This window comes from Arthrobacter sp. NamB2, assembly GCF_005281365.1.
Classification (GTDB): domain Bacteria; phylum Actinomycetota; class Actinomycetes; order Actinomycetales; family Micrococcaceae; genus Arthrobacter_D.
Genome location: NZ_SZWI01000004.1, coordinates 64,407 through 81,106 on the forward strand (window position 1 = coordinate 64,407; position 16,700 = coordinate 81,106).

The 16,700-nt window shown below is 67.3% G+C and carries 15 protein-coding genes; 5 read left to right on the forward strand and 10 right to left on the reverse strand.

The genetic code is table 11. The annotated features are described in order from the left end of the window. The first annotated feature begins 313 nt into the window (after positions 1 to 313). Positions 314 to 1,903, forward strand: coding sequence for a DUF349 domain-containing protein (locus FDK12_RS09005; protein WP_137369422.1), 1,590 nt, complete (start codon positions 314 to 316; stop codon positions 1,901 to 1,903). Between the two features lie 92 nt (positions 1,904 to 1,995). After that, entirely contained in the window at positions 1,996 to 2,646 is a 651-nt protein-coding gene (locus FDK12_RS09010) for a hypothetical protein (protein WP_137369272.1), read from the forward strand. 12 nt (positions 2,647 to 2,658) lie between these two features. On the opposite strand, the gene FDK12_RS09015 is transcribed toward FDK12_RS09010, so the two are convergent. From FDK12_RS09015 to pdxT, 9 genes are all read right to left on the reverse strand, one after another. Continuing rightward, positions 2,659 to 5,073: a RelA/SpoT family protein gene (locus FDK12_RS09015; RefSeq protein ID WP_137369273.1), complete on the reverse strand. Its 2,415-nt coding sequence runs from the start codon at positions 5,071 to 5,073 to the stop codon at positions 2,659 to 2,661. Between the two features lie 174 nt (positions 5,074 to 5,247). Continuing rightward, positions 5,248 to 6,246, reverse strand: a complete 999-nt coding sequence (secF, locus tag FDK12_RS09020; protein WP_137369274.1) for a protein translocase subunit SecF — start codon at positions 6,244 to 6,246, stop codon at positions 5,248 to 5,250. Beyond that, positions 6,243 to 8,027: a protein translocase subunit SecD gene (gene secD, locus FDK12_RS09025; RefSeq protein ID WP_137369275.1), complete on the reverse strand. Its 1,785-nt coding sequence runs from the start codon at positions 8,025 to 8,027 to the stop codon at positions 6,243 to 6,245. Before secD ends, secF begins: the two co-directional genes overlap by 4 nt. An 84-nt stretch (positions 8,028 to 8,111) precedes the next feature. Continuing rightward, complete coding sequence (gene yajC, locus FDK12_RS09030) at positions 8,112 to 8,687, reverse strand: preprotein translocase subunit YajC (protein WP_223263197.1); 576 nt, start codon at positions 8,685 to 8,687, stop codon at positions 8,112 to 8,114. A gap of 100 nt (positions 8,688 to 8,787) precedes the next feature. Beyond that, entirely contained in the window at positions 8,788 to 9,903 is a 1,116-nt protein-coding gene (ruvB, locus tag FDK12_RS09035; protein WP_137369276.1) for a Holliday junction branch migration DNA helicase RuvB, read from the reverse strand. Then, positions 9,900 to 10,529 (reverse strand): Holliday junction branch migration protein RuvA, encoded by a 630-nt coding sequence (gene ruvA, locus FDK12_RS09040; RefSeq protein WP_137369277.1) that lies wholly within the window; start codon positions 10,527 to 10,529, stop codon positions 9,900 to 9,902. Before ruvA ends, ruvB begins: the two co-directional genes overlap by 4 nt. 213 nt (positions 10,530 to 10,742) lie before the next feature. Next, positions 10,743 to 11,321, reverse strand: a complete 579-nt coding sequence (gene ruvC / locus FDK12_RS09045) for a crossover junction endodeoxyribonuclease RuvC (protein WP_137369278.1) — start codon at positions 11,319 to 11,321, stop codon at positions 10,743 to 10,745. 48 nt (positions 11,322 to 11,369) lie between these two features. After that, positions 11,370 to 12,128: a YebC/PmpR family DNA-binding transcriptional regulator gene (locus FDK12_RS09050; protein ID WP_137369279.1), complete on the reverse strand. Its 759-nt coding sequence runs from the start codon at positions 12,126 to 12,128 to the stop codon at positions 11,370 to 11,372. Positions 12,129 to 12,130: 2 nt separating this feature from the next. Continuing rightward, positions 12,131 to 13,006, reverse strand: a complete 876-nt coding sequence (gene pdxT, locus FDK12_RS09055; protein ID WP_137369280.1) for a pyridoxal 5'-phosphate synthase glutaminase subunit PdxT — start codon at positions 13,004 to 13,006, stop codon at positions 12,131 to 12,133. Positions 13,007 to 13,108: 102 nt separating this feature from the next. Here pdxT and FDK12_RS09060 point away from each other — a divergent pair, with 102 nt between their 5' ends. Both FDK12_RS09060 and FDK12_RS09065 read left to right on the forward strand, forming a co-directional pair. Continuing rightward, positions 13,109 to 14,380 (forward strand): Mur ligase family protein, encoded by a 1,272-nt coding sequence (locus tag FDK12_RS09060; protein ID WP_137369281.1) that lies wholly within the window; start codon positions 13,109 to 13,111, stop codon positions 14,378 to 14,380. Beyond that, a complete protein-coding gene (locus FDK12_RS09065) occupies positions 14,380 to 15,150 on the forward strand; it encodes a type 1 glutamine amidotransferase (RefSeq protein ID WP_137369282.1) in 771 nt (256 codons plus the stop codon). Before FDK12_RS09060 ends, FDK12_RS09065 begins: the two co-directional genes overlap by 1 nt. A 194-nt stretch (positions 15,151 to 15,344) precedes the next feature. On the opposite strand, the gene FDK12_RS09070 is transcribed toward FDK12_RS09065, so the two are convergent. Beyond that, entirely contained in the window at positions 15,345 to 15,818 is a 474-nt protein-coding gene (locus tag FDK12_RS09070) for a cupin domain-containing protein (RefSeq protein WP_104117529.1), read from the reverse strand. Between the two features lie 298 nt (positions 15,819 to 16,116). Between FDK12_RS09070 and FDK12_RS09075 the strand changes: the two genes are divergently transcribed. Next, complete coding sequence (locus FDK12_RS09075; RefSeq protein ID WP_137369283.1) at positions 16,117 to 16,653, forward strand: hypothetical protein; 537 nt, start codon at positions 16,117 to 16,119, stop codon at positions 16,651 to 16,653. Positions 16,654 to 16,700: the final 47 nt, after the last annotated feature.

Here is a 16,700-nt window from a genome sequence, read left to right on the forward strand (position 1 = left end):
GTAACCGAGCGGCTCTGCCGCGGAAGTCCCGTCCTGCCGGACCGATAGACTCCTAGACCCTGCATGAAATGGCCCCGGCGTTGCTCACGGCCATACGACGAGCGAAAGACTTCTAGCGGTGACAGACAGTCAGCAATCCGACGAAACGACCATCGGCCAGGACGCACGCGATACTGCGGCAGGCGATGGCACCTCCTCCCCGACCGCGACAGCCGTGACCGATGGTTCCGATGGTGCCGCAGCCGCACCGAACGAGGCTTCCCCGGGCGAGTCCGCGGACGAGGTTCCCGCGGGCGACTCCGTGAAGGAGGTCGTGCAGGGCGCTGCAGAGGAAGCAGACGCGACGGCGGCAGTTGCCGACGGCACTCCGGAAGCGGAAGCAGCGGCTCCTGTCGAGGTGCCCGGCCCGGCCCACGCAGCCTCGGACTCACCCTCTTCCGAGGAACATCCGGCAGAGCCGGCCGAAGCCCTGGCACCGGAAGCCCCCGAGGCGGCCGAGCCTTCCGTACCGCTGGCGGCCGAGGCTGCTCCGTTGAACGCGCCGTCGCCCCGCACCGCTGCCCCCCGCCCGCCGTTGCCTACAGCCATGGCGCCCCGCTCGCAGAAGAAGACCTCGCAGCCGGTCGCAGCACCGCCCGCGCACAGTACGTCGCTCGAGGAAGCCGGCAGGTTCGCGCGTGTCGAGGAGGACGGCCACGTCTTTCTGCTCGTCGAGGGTGCCGAGCACCCCGTGGGCCAATACCCCGACGCCACGCGCGAGGAGGCCCTGGCATACTTCGTCCGCAAGTACGACGACATCGTGAGCCAGGTTGCACTGCTCGAACAGCGTGTGCAGGCGAAAGCCCCGTCGTCGGACATGGCCAAGACCGCCAAGCACCTGCGTGCGCAGGTCGGCGAACGCAAGATGGTGGGCGACGTCCTCGCCCTCGAGGCACGGATCGACGCCCTGCTCGAAGCCGTGAGCGGCCTGGAGAAGGCGGAACGTGCTGTGCAGGACGAGCTCAAGGCGAAGGAGCTGGCTGCCCGGGAAGCCATCGTGGCTGAAGCGGAGGAGCTTGCGGGACGGGACCCCTCCACCGTCCAGTGGAAGGCCAGCAGCACGCGCATGAACGAACTGTTCGAGCTCTGGAAGGCCGCCCAGAAGAACGGGCCCAGGCTCGGCCGGGGCACCGAGGACGCGCTCTGGAAGCGTTTCCGGTCGGCTCGCACGGTGTTCGACCGCCACCGCCGCGCCTACTTCTCACAACTGGACAGCGACAACGCCGAGGCCAAGCAGGCCAAGGAAGCGCTCATCCAGCGGGCCGAGCAGCTTGCGGGCTCCACTGATTGGGCCCAGACAGCCGCTGAATACCGGCAGTTGATGGACGAGTGGAAGGCGTCCAAGCGCGCCAGCCGCAAGGACGACGACGCCCTCTGGGCGCGCTTCCGTGCGGCACAGGATCGCTTCTTCGAGGCTCGCAAGGCCGCGAACGAGGCCGTCGACGAAGAGTACGCGGGGAATTTGGTGGTCAAGGAGGCACTGCTCAAGGAAGCCAAGCAGATCCTGCCCATCAAGGACCTCGCCGCTGCCAAGAAAGCGTTGCAGTCCATTCGTGACCGCTGGGACGAAGCGGGCAAGGTGCCGCGCTCGGAGATGGGTCGTATCGACGCCGGTCTGCGCCAGGTCGAGGACGCGATCAAGGCCGCGGACGAAGAACACTGGACGAAGACGAATCCCGAGACGAAGGCGCGCACCAACAGCGCCCTGAGCCAGCTCGAAGCAACGATCGCCCAGCTGAAGGACGACCTCGCCGACGCCGAACGCGCGGGGAACGCGAAGAAGATCGCCTCCGCGAGGGAAGCGCTGGCAGCCCGCCAGCAGTGGCTCGAGATGCTGCAGAAGTCGGCACAGGACTTCTCCTAGCACCAGTCCCTGCCCGAAAGCCCTCCGGCCCCGTTGTCCACAACAGGGCCGGAGGGCTTTCGTGTCGGTCCACGAGTGGTGATGCTGGACCAATGCCTCCCCTGGACAGCGCCCATGCGGCAGCACCCCCCGAACGGGTCCTGGGGCCCGGCGCCCCTCCGGTGACCTCCACCGGAGGGGCGCTGCTCCACGCCGGTGACACCTTCACCTCCGCCGAACTGCAGTCCATGCGGCTCGACGGGCTCGTTCGCCTCGTGATCGGGAACTCCTACCTCCGCAGCGACTTCAGGGAGGACGCCGTGACGAGGTCGCAGGCCGCCGCGCGTAGCGTCCCGCAATCCGTCCGCCCCCGCGTCGCCCTGGGGCGCTCCTGCGCCGCCTGGATCTACGGCTGCGCACCGCCGCCGTCGCTCATCAGCCTGGTGACGGATCATCGGCGGCGGACCACCGCCCTGCCGCCGTTCACACCCGCGGTCATGCACCAGGTGGCGCTCGGCCCGTTCGACGTCAACCTCGTGGGAGGGGTTTCCGTGACGACTCCGCTCCGAACGGCGCTCGACATAGCCGTGCACGGTGAGGACGGCGACGCAGTATCCATCCTGCAGGCCATCGGTGCGGCACGTGAGCTCGCCTGCCCGCTGCGGCTCGTGGAGGCGGCACTCATGACCGCTCCTCGCGTTCCGGGCAAGACACGCGCACTCACGCGGTTGCGCGCCGCCCAGAGGCTTCCCGGTGGCGAGTGATACTCGACGCGCTCAGGAGCGGCGCTGCGACCCGGTGGTCCGATACACGTCGAAGACACCGTCAATACGCCGTACCGCACTCAGGATGTGGTTGAGGTACTTCGGATCACCCATCTCGAACGCGAAGCGCGACATGGCTACCCGATCGGAGGACGTGTTGACGTTCGCAGCGAGGATGTTCACATGGTTCTCGGCGAGCACGCTCGTGACGTCCGAGAGCAGGCTCTTCCGGTCCAGGGCCTCGACCTGGATCTCCACGAGGAAGACGCTCGACTGCGTAGGCGCCCACTCCACGGGCACGATTCGGTCCGGCTGGTCACGCAGTTCCTGCACGTTGCGGCAGTCGTTCCGGTGGACCGACACGCCCGATCCCCGCGTGACGAACCCGATAATCGGGTCGGGTGGGACGGGCGTGCAGCAGCGGGCGAGCTTGACCCATACGTCGCCGACGCCGCGGACCGTGACGCCGGAGTCGGAGAACTTGGGACGGCGAGGCTGCGTGGCGACCGCCGTCTCCGCGATGTTCTCCTCGGCTCCCTCGTGACCACCCATCAGGGCAACGAGGCGCTCGATGACGTTCTGCGCAGAGGTGTGCCCGTCCCCGACTGCCGCGTACAGGGCGGAGATGTCCTGATGACGGAGTTCCTCGGCCACCGTCATCAGCGCGCTGTGCGTCATCATGCGCTGCAGTGGCAGGTTCTGCTTGCGCATGGCGCGCGTCAGCAGTTCCTTGCCCTTGTCGATCGCCTCTTCGCGACGCTCCTTGGTGAACCACTGCCGGATCTTGTTCCGAGCCCGAGGGCTCTTGACGAAGCCTTGCCAGTCCTGACTCGGCCCGGCACCTTCGGCCTTCGAGGTGAAGATCTCCACCCAGTCACCGTGGTTGAGCTCGCTGTTCAGGGGCACGAGCTTTCCGTTGACCCTCGCGCCGATGGTCCTGTGACCGACCTCGGTGTGGACGGCATAGGCGAAATCGACCGGCGTCGATCCGGCCGGCAGCGCCATCACCTCACCCTTGGGCGTGAAGACGAAGACCTCGCGCGCATTGATCTCGAACCGCAGGGAATCGAGGAACTCATCCGGATCGGACGTCTCCTGCTGCCAGTCCACGAGGCTGCGCAGCCAGCCCATATCGCCGTTGTCGGACGCCTCGAGCTGCCTGCCCCCGCTCTTGTACTTCCAGTGGGCGGCAACGCCGTACTCCGCGCGGCGGTGCATGTCGTGCGTCCGAATCTGGATTTCGACCGGCTTGCCGCCGGGACCGATCACCGTGGTGTGCAGCGACTGGTACATATTGAACTTCGGCATTGCGATGTAGTCCTTGAACCGCCCGGGCAGGGGATTCCATCGCGAATGCAGCGAGCCGAGGGTCGCGTAGCAATCGCGGACGCTGTCCACCAGCACGCGCACGCCCATCAGGTCATGGATGTCGTCGAAGTCCTTACCCCTCACGATCATCTTCTGGTAGATGGAGTAGTAGTGCTTGGGCCTGCCCGTGATCGTCGCCTTGATCTTCACGGCACGCAGGTCTTCCTCGATCTGGTTACGGACGAGGCTGAGGTGCTTCTCCCGCTCGGGCGTCCTGTCCCCCACCATCCGCACGATCTCCTCGTACACCTTGGGATGCAGTGCGGCGAAGGACAGGTCCTCGAGCTCCCACTTGATGGTGTTCATGCCCAGCCGGTGCGCGAGGGGTGCGAAGATCTCGAGAGTCTCGCGGGCCTTCTTCGCCGACGAGGCGGGCGAGACGAAGCGCCAGGTCCGTGCGTTGTGCAGGCGGTCCGCCAGCTTGATGACCAGCACCCGGATGTCCTTCGCCATCGCCACGACCATCTTGCGGACGGTCTCGGCCTGGGCAGCATCTCCGAAGGAGACCTTGTCGAGCTTCGTGACGCCGTCCACGAGCATCGTGACCTCGGGCCCGAAGTCACGCCGGAGCTCGTCGAGCGTGTAGGACGTGTCCTCCACCGTGTCATGCAGCAGGGCGGCCGCGAGGGTGGTGCCGGTCATGCCCAGCTCCGCGAGGATCGTGGCGACGGCCACGGGGTGCGTGATGTACGGGTCCCCGCTCTTGCGGGTCTGGCCTTCGTGACTCCGTTCCGCCACGAGGTAGGCCCGCTGGATGAGGTCGAGGTCTTCCTTCGGGTTGTTCGCCCGAACGGTGCGGAGCAGGGGCTCGAGAACCGGCGAGTAGCCCGAGGAGCCTCGACCGGTCAGCCGGGCGATGCGTGCGCGGGTGCGCCCCCGCCGACCCGGCGCAGCCTGATCGGCACTCGTTGCGGACGGCGCTGAGCCGGGCGACGCCGGTTGGACCAGTCCGCGGGCAGGGCCAGGGCGCAGGGAATCGGTGGCGATCGGGCCGGGCACGCCTGGCACCTCGCCCTGTCCGCCTCCGGGCCGTACTGCGGGATCCACCGCTTCAGCCATTCACAGTCCCTCAATCTCGATCTCGGACCCGAAAGGATTCAAGATGCCACAGGTAACGCGACAACTCCAAGTCTAGCTGGGCTTTTAACTGCTTCAGCCGCAGGATACCCGGTCCGGGTCCCTGCGGCTGAAGCGTATGCTGCGCGCGGCGGCGCCGCTCGGTCAGGTGTGTCGTCAGGCAGATGCGGCTTCTAGGGTGCGCCTCTCCCGGACCTTCTTCTCCTGTTTCCGCAGCTCCGGTTCGTTCAGCCGAAGCGCCGCGTAGAGCGGCGCCGCGATGAAGATGGTGCCCAGCGTTCCGAGGATGATGCCGATGAACAGGGCCAACGAGAGATCCTGCAGCGTGCCGGCTCCCAGCAGGAAAGCGCCGATGAACAGGATGGAGGCAACCGGCAGGATAGCGACGACAGAGGTGTTGATCGACCGCACGAGTGTCTGGTTCACGGCGAGATTGACCTGCTCGGCGAACGTGCGCTTGGTCGAGATCGCGACGTCGGCGGTGTTCTCCCGGATCTTGTCGAACACCACGACGGTGTCGTACAACGCGTAACTGAGGATCGTCAGGAATCCGATGATCGCCGACGGCGTGACCTCGAAGTCGCTGAGCGAGTACAGGCCCGCGGTGACGACCATGACCACCACGAGCGCGACCATCGCGGCAAGCGCCATCTTCCACGTCCGGAAGTAGATTGCCATCAGGATGGCTGCCAGCAGGACGAAGACGCCGAATCCGATGAGGGCCTGGCGGCTGACGTCCTCGCCCCATGTCGGGCCGACGAAGCTCGAGGTCACCTGGTCCGCCTCCACACCGTAGCCGCTGACGAGGTTGTCACGGACGCTCAGGGTCTGATCGTCGGACAGTCGTTCTGTCTGGATACGCATGGTGTCGGGAGCGATATTCGTGACGCGAGGAACGGCGTCGGACACGACATCGGTCACGGCGGCCTCACCGACGGCGACGTCTGTGTTCTCGGTCGCGGAGACCGTGAACTCGGAGCCTCCCCGGAAGTCGATGCCCAGGTTGAAGCCCCCCTTGACCACCGGGATGATGATCGAGATCAGCACTGCGAGCCCTGCGATGAGGAACCAGAGGTTCCGCTTCGCGACGAAGGGGTAGGAGCGCTTCCCCGAATACAGCTCGTTGCCGAACGTGGCAAAGCTTGTGCGGCTCATTCGTTGTTCTCTTTCTGGGAAGAACCGGTGCGCGCGGCGAGGGAGGAGCCGGTTCGCCCGGCGGCGGTCGAACCGGTGCGGGCGGCGACAGCCTCCTGCTGCTCTGCGCGTCGGCGCTCAGCGATGGTCATACGGCGTTCGGCCTCGGCCGCGGCGCCCTTGTTCTTGGTGCGGGTGACGACGACGGGCTTCTCGCCGGGCTCGCGCAGGCGGCCTGCGCCGCGGTACAGCGGGATTCCGCCGAGGCGGCTCGGGTCCAGTCCCGACCATGGGTGGCCCTCACCGAAGAACCTGGTCTTCGCCAGCAGCCGCAGGACCGGGTGCGTGAAGAGGAAGACGACGACGAGGTCCGCGATGGCCGTCAGGCCGAGCGTGAACGCGAAGCCCCGGACGTTCCCGACGGCGACGAAGTAGAGCACCAGCGCGGCGAGCAAGTTCACGGCCTTCGAGGCGAGGACGGTGCGCTTGGCGCGACGCCAGCCGTTCTCGACGGCCGAGATCAGCCCGCGGCCGTCGCGTAGCTCGTCACGGATACGCTCGAAGTAGACGATGAACGAGTCGGCCGTCTGGCCGATGGCCACGATGAGGCCGGCGACACCCGCGAGGGACAGCCGGTAGTTCTCCGTCCAGCCGAGGATGCAGATCGCCAGGTAGGTGAGGATTCCGGCCACCACGAGCGAGGCGATGGTCACCAGACCCAGCAGTCGGTACTGGAACATCGAATACACCGCCACGAGCACCAGGCCGATGAGCCCCGCGATCAGGCCGAGCCGGAGCTGGTCGGCGCCGAGTGTTGCCGAGATCTGCTGCTCGCTCTGGATCTCGAAGCTGATCGGCAGGGCTCCGTACTTGAGCTGCTCCGACAGGGCCGCCGCGGATTCCTCCGTGAAGTTGCCACTGATCTGCGGGTTGCCGTCCGCGATGACCGCATTGGTGGTCGGGGCGGAGACGATCCGGCCGTCGAGCACGATCGCGAACTGATTGCGTGGATCGCCCTGCCCGATCGCGTAGAGGCGCTCGGTGACCTCGCGGAAGGTCCGGGTGCCCTCGTCATTGAAGTCGATGTTCACGGCCCAGGTGTTGAGCGCCTGACCCTGCGCGCTGCGCTGCAGGCCGTAGCTGGCCGTGGAGATGTCGGTGCCGGGAACTTCGACGGGTCCGAGGATGTACTTGCCCTGCGTGTCGGGTTCGCAGGCGACCATCGGCTTGTCGGCGGGAGCCGGCTCCTCCGCTGGTTCCAGGGCAGCGGGATCGAGGCAGTCGAGTGCCTCGAATTCCTTGTAGAGCTCAGGGGTGATCCAGTTGGGGTCACTCGCGTTCTGCGGCTCCGCGGCGGGCTTGGGAAGCTGGTCGTCCGGGGTCGGGGTCTCCGCCGCAGGCGCCTGCCCTGGTCCGCCGGCGAGCACCGGGCGGAACTCCATCTGCGCGGACGCCTGGATCAGGTCCCGGGTCTCCGGGTCCGGAGTACCGGGGAGGGAGACGATGACGTTCTGACCGGACTGCGTGTTGATCTCGGCTTCGGCCACACCGGAGCCGTCGACGCGCTGGCGAATGATCTCCACCGCCTGGTCGAGCTGTTCCGGTGTGATCTCGCTACCGCCCTGGACCCGAGGTGCCAGGATCATCTGGGTTCCGCCCTCGAGGTCGAGGGCCAGGCGGGGGCTCCAACTTGCGGTGCTCCAGTAGGATCCTGCCCCCAGCAGGATCGCGAGCAGTGCTGTCAATGCGCCCAGCCAGACTAGTGTCCGCTTGGCCGCCGTCCCGGGACCGGTACGAGGCATGGTGAGGTTTCCTTATTCATTGGCGCGTCGAGTACGCCGGTTGGTCCTGACGGGCTCCCGCTGAGTACCGGAGCCCGGGAAATACTAGTTGTCTGGGTTTGCTTTGGGGTCGCGTGGGCCTCGCGCCTCGCGATTCTCGCCTGCGATCCGCTCACGGTCGAGCCGCTCGAGCGTCTCCTCCGGCGTCTCGACGCTCGAAGAACCGCCGGTGGTTCCGGCAGGGGTTCCGGCAGGGGTCCCGGCAGGGGAGGAATCAGCGACCCTACGGTCGGCGTCGAGCGACGAGGCGTCGTCGGGGACGGTGGTGGCCCCGATGGCGTCTTCGTCGACGCTGTCATCGGCACCGGCGGATTCCTGCTGCACCACCTTGGACAGTGCCTGTGTGTGCACCGTCGCGTGCGTACCGGGCGAGAGCTCGAGGACGGCCTTGTTGTTCTCCTGATCGATGGAGACGATCGTGCCGAAGAGTCCGAACTGCGTCATGACCTCCGTGCCGGGCTCCATCTGCGTGCGCATCTCCTTCACCTGCTGCTGCGCTTTCCGCTGCCTGCGGAACATGGTGAAGATCAGGAAGGCCAGCGCCAGCGGCAGCAGGAGGGAGAAGATGTCGAATGACTGTCCATCTCCGGAGGCGGTCTGGGCGACTACATGTGCAAGCACTAGAAAAATCCGTTCCTGGGACTGGGTGTGGGCGGCAGGACTGTGCCCCGGCACACATCGTGAGACACCAGTCTAAAGGGGAATCCTGAGCGCTCCTGCGTCAGGAGTCCGGCTGTGCCCAACTGTCAAGACTTGTTTCCGTTCCCAGCAGGTCTTCCGGCGCGACGGAGAACAGGTCCTCCGGCATGGCGGCAGCGACGTTCGGAGGCATTACGAGTCCGAGGTGCTTCCACGCGGCTGCTGTCGCGATCCGGCCGCGCGGCGTGCGTCCGAGCATTCCTTCGCGGACGAGGTAGGGCTCAGCGACCGTCTCGACCGTCTCCGGTTCCTCGCCGACGGCGATCGCGAGCGTCGACAGGCCCACCGGTCCCCCGTTGAACTTGGTGATCAGCGCGGTGAGGACGGAACGGTCCAGACGGTCCAGGCCGCGAGCATCCACCTCGTACATGTCGAGCGCGGCACTCGCCGCTCGCGCGTCGATGAGTTCCATGCCGTGCACCAGAGCCCAGTCCCTGACGCGCCGGAGCAGCCGGTTGGCGATTCGCGGCGTACCTCGTGATCGGCCGGCGATCTCGGCGAAGGCGGCCGAGTTGACCTTCATGTCCATCAGCATCGCGGAGCGGCGGAGCACCAGCTCGAGCTCCTCCGTGGAGTAGAACTCGAGGTGGCCCGTGAAGCCGAAGCGGTCCCGGAGCGGCCCCGGCAGGAGCCCCGCGCGGGTCGTCGCGCCGACAAGGGTGAAGGGCGGCAATTCCAGCGGGATCGCCGTTGCGCCGGGACCCTTGCCGACGATGATGTCGACGCGGAAGTCCTCCATCGCCATGTACAGCATCTCCTCCGCGGGCCGTGACATGCGGTGGATCTCGTCGAGGAAGAGCACCTCTCCCTCGGTCAGGGAGGAGAGGATCGCCGCGAGGTCCCCGGCGTGCTGGATCGCAGGGCCCGACGAGATGCGGAGGGGCGCATTCATCTCCGCGGCAATGATCATCGCGAGCGTCGTCTTCCCGAGACCTGGAGGGCCGGACAGGAGGACGTGGTCCGCGCTGCGTCCGCGCAGACGCGAGGCCTCCAGTACCAGCGACAGTTGCCGGCGTACCCGCTTCTGGCCGACGAAGTCGTCGAGGTTCTTGGGCCGCAGGGCCGCCTCGACGGCCCGGTCCTCCGGATCCGCAGCCGCGGCCACGAGCGGTGCGTCGTCGGGGTGCTGGTCCGTCATCGGATCGCCTGCGGGCGGACGGAACTCCGCGCGCCGTCCTGGCCGAGCCGTCGGAGCGTCAGTTTCAGGATCTGTCCGACGTCGCCGGTGGCGGCGACCTCCGGAGCATCAGCCACGGCTGCGTCGATCGCTGCCCCGGCGTCCTTCTCGGACCAGCCGAGGCCCATCATCGCGGTGAGGACCTGGCCCTGCCACGTCTGCTGTTCCGCCCCGGGCTTGGATTCGAGGGGCACCAGCTTCCCTGCCAGCTCGAGCACGATACGACGGGCACCCTTCGGCCCGATCCCGGGCACCTTGCTGAACGCCTTGTCGTCACCGGACGACGCCGCGATACGGATGGCGTCGGGTGCGTGGACGGCGAGGACGGCGAGGGCGAGGCGTGGCCCGACGCCGCTCACGGCCAGGAGCGTCTCGAACACCTCCCGCTGTTCCGCGTCCTCGAAGCCGAAGAGCGTCATCGAGTCCTCGCGGACGATCATCGCCGTGGCGACCGACGCCTGCTCACCGACCCGCAGGCCCGCGAGGGTCTGCGGTGTCGCCTGCACCTGCATGCCGAAGCCGTTGACGTCGATGACGGCGGAATGCAGGCCCACGTGGGTCACTGTTCCGCGCAGGGAACTGATCATGATGTGCTCCAAGGCGCTTGCTGGTCGGGATAGCCGGACTGCCGCCGGCGTCGAACACATGTTCTATTGCCCAACGGTACCGGCGCGAGGTTGTTCGATCGAGCCGCCACACCGGAAGGGGGCGCCGCCGCGCGCGGACGCGTAGCGGACTACGTGCCTGAATTCCGTGCGGCGAGCCGCGCAGGCGGTGTCGCTGCGAGCAGCAGGCCGGCGCTAGCGGCGTCGTGCGCGAGCTTCGGCTTCCGCCCAGACACGCTGCGCCGACGTGACCGTTCCACCCGATACCGCGGAGGCGGCGGCGCCCTGCAGTCCCACTCCCCTGCGCCAGGCGTGCGTGATGGCCAGGGCCAGCGCATCGGCGGCGTCGGCCGGCCGGGGTGCGGTGTCGAGCCGGAGGATCTTCGTGACCATCTTCGTGACGGCTGCCTTGTCGGCCTGGCCGTTGCCCGTCACCGCTGCCTTCACCTCTGTCGGGGTATGCAGTGCCACCGGGATTCCCCGCCGTGCGGCGGAGACGATCACGACCCCGGACGCCTGCGCCGTGCCCATGACGGTACTGACGTTGAGCTGGCTGAACACGCGCTCGACGGCGAGCACCTGCGGTTCGTGCAGGTCCAGCCAGGTGTCGACCGCTTCCGAGATGACCAGGAGCCGCTCGTCGAGGCTCCTGCCGGCCTCTGTGCCGACCACGCCGACCGCGACGAGCGTGGAGCGGCGGTTCGGCTCGATGTCGACGACGGCGAGGCCGCAGCGCGTGAGGCCCGGGTCCACGCCCATCACGCGATAGGTCACGGGGTCACCCGAACCCACCGGGCTGCAGGCGTGCCGAGGGAAGCGATGTCAGTCGTCGTTCTCTAGCTCGGCCAGGATCTCGTCCGAGAGGTTCGCGTTCGAGTAGACGTTCTGCACGTCGTCGAGCTCCTCGAGGGCGTCCACGAGCTTCAGGAACTTGCGCCCGCCGTCGGCGTTGAGGTCCACCTGCAGGGACGGCACGAACTCGACCTCGTCGGTGTCGTACTCGATGCCGCTCTCGTCGAGCGCTTCGACCACTGCACGCAGGTCCTGGGGCTCGGAAATGATCTCGAAGGTCTCGGTCGACTCCTTCACCTCGTCGGCACCGGCGTCCAGCACGGACATGAGCAGCTCGTCCTCCGTCAGCCCGTTCTTCGGCAGAGTGACGACACCCTTCCGGGCGAACAGGTATGCGACCGAACCGGGATCGGCGATGGTTCCGCCGTTGCGGCTGATCGCAAGGCGAACCTCGGACGCTGCGCGGTTCTTGTTGTCCGTGAGGCACTCGATCAGGAGGGCCGAGCCCTGCGGCCCGCGCGCCTCGTACATGATCGTCTGGTAGTCCACGGCCTCGCCGAGCAAACCGGCTCCGCGCTTCACCGCGCGGTTGATGTTGTCGATGGGGACGGAGGTCTTCTTCGCCTTCGAGACGGCGAGCTCGAGACCCGGGTTACCGGCGACGTCGGGGCCACCGGCGCGCGCGGCGACCTCGATGTTCTTGATCAGTTTGGCGAAGGACTTGGCCCGCTTCGCATCGATCGCGGCCTTCTTGTGCTTGGTTGTTGCCCACTTAGAGTGCCCCGACATGCCTACGCTTCTCCTCTGATCATCCGAATAAACAGTTCGTGGACCCGCCGCTCACCCGTGACCTCCGGGTGGAAACTCGTGGCCAGCAGGTTCCCTGAACGCACTGCGACAATTCTAGCGACCGGCGCCAAGTCGGTGCCCCCGCCCTCCGAAGGCCCGGCCTGCGGCGTCTCCGCGGCGGGCACCTGGGCAAGCACCTCGACGTCCTCCCCAACCTTTTCGACCCAGGGAGCACGGATGAAGACGGCCCGCACGGGGTCCTCTGCGGCAGCACTCCCGGTGGTGGCGAGGCCCGCGAAATCGAGGTCCGTCTCGAAGGACTCGCGCTGCCGCCCGAAGGCATTCCGACGGACCACCATGTCGAGGCCGCCGAAGGTCTGCTGCGGATGGCCGAGCCGGTCGGTCGACGGATCAGCGACGACGTCGGACAGCATGATCATTCCCGCGCACGAACCGTAGACGGGCAGGTCACCCGCGATCAGCTCGCGCAGCGGCTCGACCAGCCCGAACGTCCGGGTGAGTTTGTCGATCGTCGTCGATTCGCCTCCAGGGATGATCAGGCCATCGATGTCCGCGAGCTCCGCTGCGCGGCGAACAGGCACGGCACGAGCCCCGAGGGACACGATGGTCGCGATGTGCTCCCGCACGTCGCCCTGCACGGCAAGGACACCGACGACGACGTTTCGCTCGTGGCGCCCCGCCGAACGATCCGCCGAACGCCCCGCCGAACGATCCGCCGCCGAACGATCCGCCGCTGGACGATACGCCTCGCTGACGGCTGAAGCGCCGCGCGGAGCGGCGGGTGAAGCGGCAGGCGACGCGGCGTCGGACGCGTCGTTGCCGAGGGGCGGCGGAGCCGAGAAGGACGGGGAGGTCATCCCCCGATTCTAGTGGTTTCGCCCCCCCGTGCCCGGCGGGCGTGAGCAGTGCCTCCCCGTCGGGTCCCGGGAAGGACGGTGGGCCTGCGATAATTTGTAGGCATGAATCCCCTACCAGTCCTCGTGGGCAAGGCCGTGCGCATCGCCTCCCGCCTGCGCGGCGGCGGCTCCGCCCTCCCTGGCCTCGTCGTCGAGCGCCTCGATCCCGGCTTCATGGGCCGCGCCCTCTCCACCGTCCCCCACGGCGTCGTCGTCGTCAGCGGGACCAACGGGAAGACGACCACGACCAAGATGGTGGTGGAACTGCTCGAGGGCCAGGGCCTGACCGTCTTCACGAACCGCACGGGCAGCAATTTCACGCGCGGCGTCGCCGCTGCGCTGCTGGGTGAGGTCGACTGGCGCGGGCGGCTGAAGGCCGACGTCGCCGTCCTCGAACTGGACGAGGCCCACGCCGTGCACTTCGTGAAGCTCGTGCCGCCGCGGTACTCCCTGCTCCTGAACGTGCTGCGCGACCAGCTGGACCGCTTCGGCGAGATCGATGCGACGACACGCCTGCTGGAGCGCATCGCTCTGGCGACGACCGGCACTGTCGTCCTCAATCGCGAGGACCCACGCGTCGCAGCCCTGGCGTCGTCGATCACCACGGCCGAGGTCGCCTACTTCGGCCTCGACGCCTCTCTCCGCAGCACCTTCCCCAACGACGACGAGCTGCGGGGCGAAGCGGGAACTGCGCCCGCCTCCGCGCTTCCGGCCGACGTCGTGCTCCGGTCCGTCGACGGGAACTCGGCGGAATTCGAGGTGGACGGCACCATGACGCGCACCGACCTGCGCCTGCGTGGGGTCTACAACATCTTCAACGCCGCGGCTGCCCTCGCGGCCGCGCGGGCCGTCCTGGGTCAATCGGCTGACACCTCGAGGCTCTTCGCGTCCCTGGCTGCCGTGGAGCCCGCCTTCGGTCGGGGCGAGAGCCTCGTCGTCGACGGCCAGGCCCTCGAACTCGTGCTCGTGAAGAACCCCAGCGGGTTCAGGCTGGGCCTGAAGTCCTTCGACCCCGCCGGATGCGCCACCATGATCGCGATCAATGACAACTATGCCGACGGTCGTGACATGTCCTGGCTCTGGGATGTCGACTTCGACTCGCTGGGCCTCGGCGGCGTCGACGTCGTCAGCGGGGTCCGTGCATACGACATGGCTCTGAGGCTGAAGTACGACGACGTCCGCGTGGGCGCCGTCGAGCCCGACATCGCGGATGCCCTCAAGCAGTTCGTCCGAGGCTCGGAAGGACGTCCGAAGCGGATCTTCTGCACCTACACGGCCATGCTTGCGGTACGCCGCGAGCTCTCGAAGATCACGAAAGTCGAGGTGGTGTCCTGATGAGCGACGCCCCGTCCGCCAGCGCACTGAGCGAAGCCCCCGCGGATCCCGCCAAGGGATCGCTGCGCATCCTGCAGCTGTACCCCCGCGAGATGAACATCTACGGCGACTACGGCAACGTGCTCGTGCTCAAGCAGCGCCTCGCCTGGCGCGGCTACGGTGCGGAGATCCTCGAGCACAATGCCGGCGATCCCTTTCCGGACGACGTCGACCTCGTCATCGGCGGTGGTGGCCAGGACAGCGGACAGATCGTCATCCAGGACGACCTGCAGGCCATCGCTCCCGCGCTGCGCGGGCTCGCCGAGGACGGCACGCCGATGCTCCTCATCTGCGGCCTGTACCAGCTCTTCGGCAACGTCTTCCGCACGCACGACGGCACGGAGATCCCCGGCATCGGCGTGCTGGACCTCGAGACGCGAGGCGGTGCAAAGAGGCTGATCGGCAATGTCGTCGCCACCAGCGAGGAGTTCGGCGAGATCCACGGCTACGAGAACCACAGCGGCCAGACCTATCTGGGCGACGGGCTGAAGCCCCTGGCAACCGTGATCAAGGGTGCGGGCAACAACGCCGAGGAGAAGCATGAGGGCGCTCGCTACAAGAACATCGTGGCCAGCTATCTTCACGGGTCCCTGCTCCCGAAGAATCCCGCGATCGCCGATTTCCTGCTGCGGACCGCGGCAGAGCGCAAGTTCGGGGAGTTCCAGGACGACGGCGTGGACGACACGTTGGCCGAACTCGCCCGACAGCACGCCGGGGCGAGGCCACGCTGAACCCGGTACGGTCCGCGAGCGCGGCCTGTAGAACACATCCGGAGAGCCGTTCGCACCGGCTGGCGTGACATGACGGAACCCCGACAGGGAGAACTTGCCTTGTCGAGTCCGTGAAAGAGGGGTACGCCCTGTAGCGGGCGTACCCCTCTTCCTGTTCCTGCTGAACTATCGGCAGTCGCTCACGACGGAGCGGCTCAGGCGGACTCTTCGCCTTTGTCGTCGACTTCCTCGACCCACGACGGCGGTTCGTCGAGGCCCTGCTCCTCGTCCTTCTCGGCATCCTCCGGCGTCTGCTGCACGATGCCCTGCGCGTGGTGGGTCGGTGCGTAGATCGCGTACAGGCGCAATGGTTCGTCGCCGGTGTTCTCGACGTCGTGCCACGTGCCGGCGGGCACCTGGATGCTCCAGCCATCCTCGACGTCCTGCTCGAACGAGAGATCATCCTTCGAGGGCCCCATCTTCGCGCGGCCCTTTCCTGCGTCGACGCGCAGGAACTGGTCGGTTCCGTGGTGCACCTCGAGGCCGATCGCACCACCGGGTTCGATCGACATGAGCGTCACCTGCAGGTGCTTGCCCGTCCAGGCGACGCGGCGGTAGTTGTCGTTCTCGGTCGTCGCGCTCTCGATATCGAACGCGTTGGGGTTGGGTCCGTTGTCAGTGATGTCCATGACCGCATTCTGTCCCATCTCCTCGGGGTGCATCCACTTGCTTCTGCTCACAGGCCTCACCACAAGCCCTATTCCGACGCCGAAGCGACTCGCCATGCAGCCCTGGAACGGGAAGAGCGTGAGCTCGTGCAGCCGCACGGCAGAAGGCCCTCGGGCAGCAAAAAAGGTACCGACACCACGAACAGCACCGCCGCGCAGTGCCCCTTACCCGTGTCCCAGCTCCGTCCCCCTCAAGGAGTACTTGTGAATCAGCACCACGGCGGATGTGCTGGCGCGGGGAGCTACGTAGGGTCGACGCATGAAGGCCGCCATCACTCCCCCTGCCCTGCCTGACTTCGTCTCCGGACTCGGGATAGCGCTCTGGTACGCCCTGCCCGACTACACGAGAGACCGAAGAATCCGAGCGGGCGTGAAGGCCGGCATCATCGCCTCCAGCGCCCTCTACGGGATGCACGTCCTGAAGAGCCGGAAGGCGTCCGGACCCAGCGGCTGTGCACCGGTCGAGGAACCGCAGCCGAAGGCGGTCGGGCCGGATGCAGCCGGGGTGGAAGCAGCTAGCGAGACCCGATCACGCACCGGACTCCGACGCCATCCAGTCGTCCTCGCCCTCGCGACCGTCGCGCTCCTCGGGTCGACCGCCGTCGGGACGATCGGCATGGAGCGGGTCGTTTATCGCTACGGAGAGAAGCTTGCGGGCAGAGGCGTGCGCCTGGCGCACACCCGCATCGGCGTCGTGCTCGCCGTGCTGAGCACCGCGACTACCGTGGCGGGCTACTGGGTGCGCGACCGGAATCGGCAGGGCAGGGCGCCTGCAGGCTCCACCTCCGTGGACTGACGAGCGCGGTCGTATGATCGTGGTGCTGCATGAAGGCATGACAACGT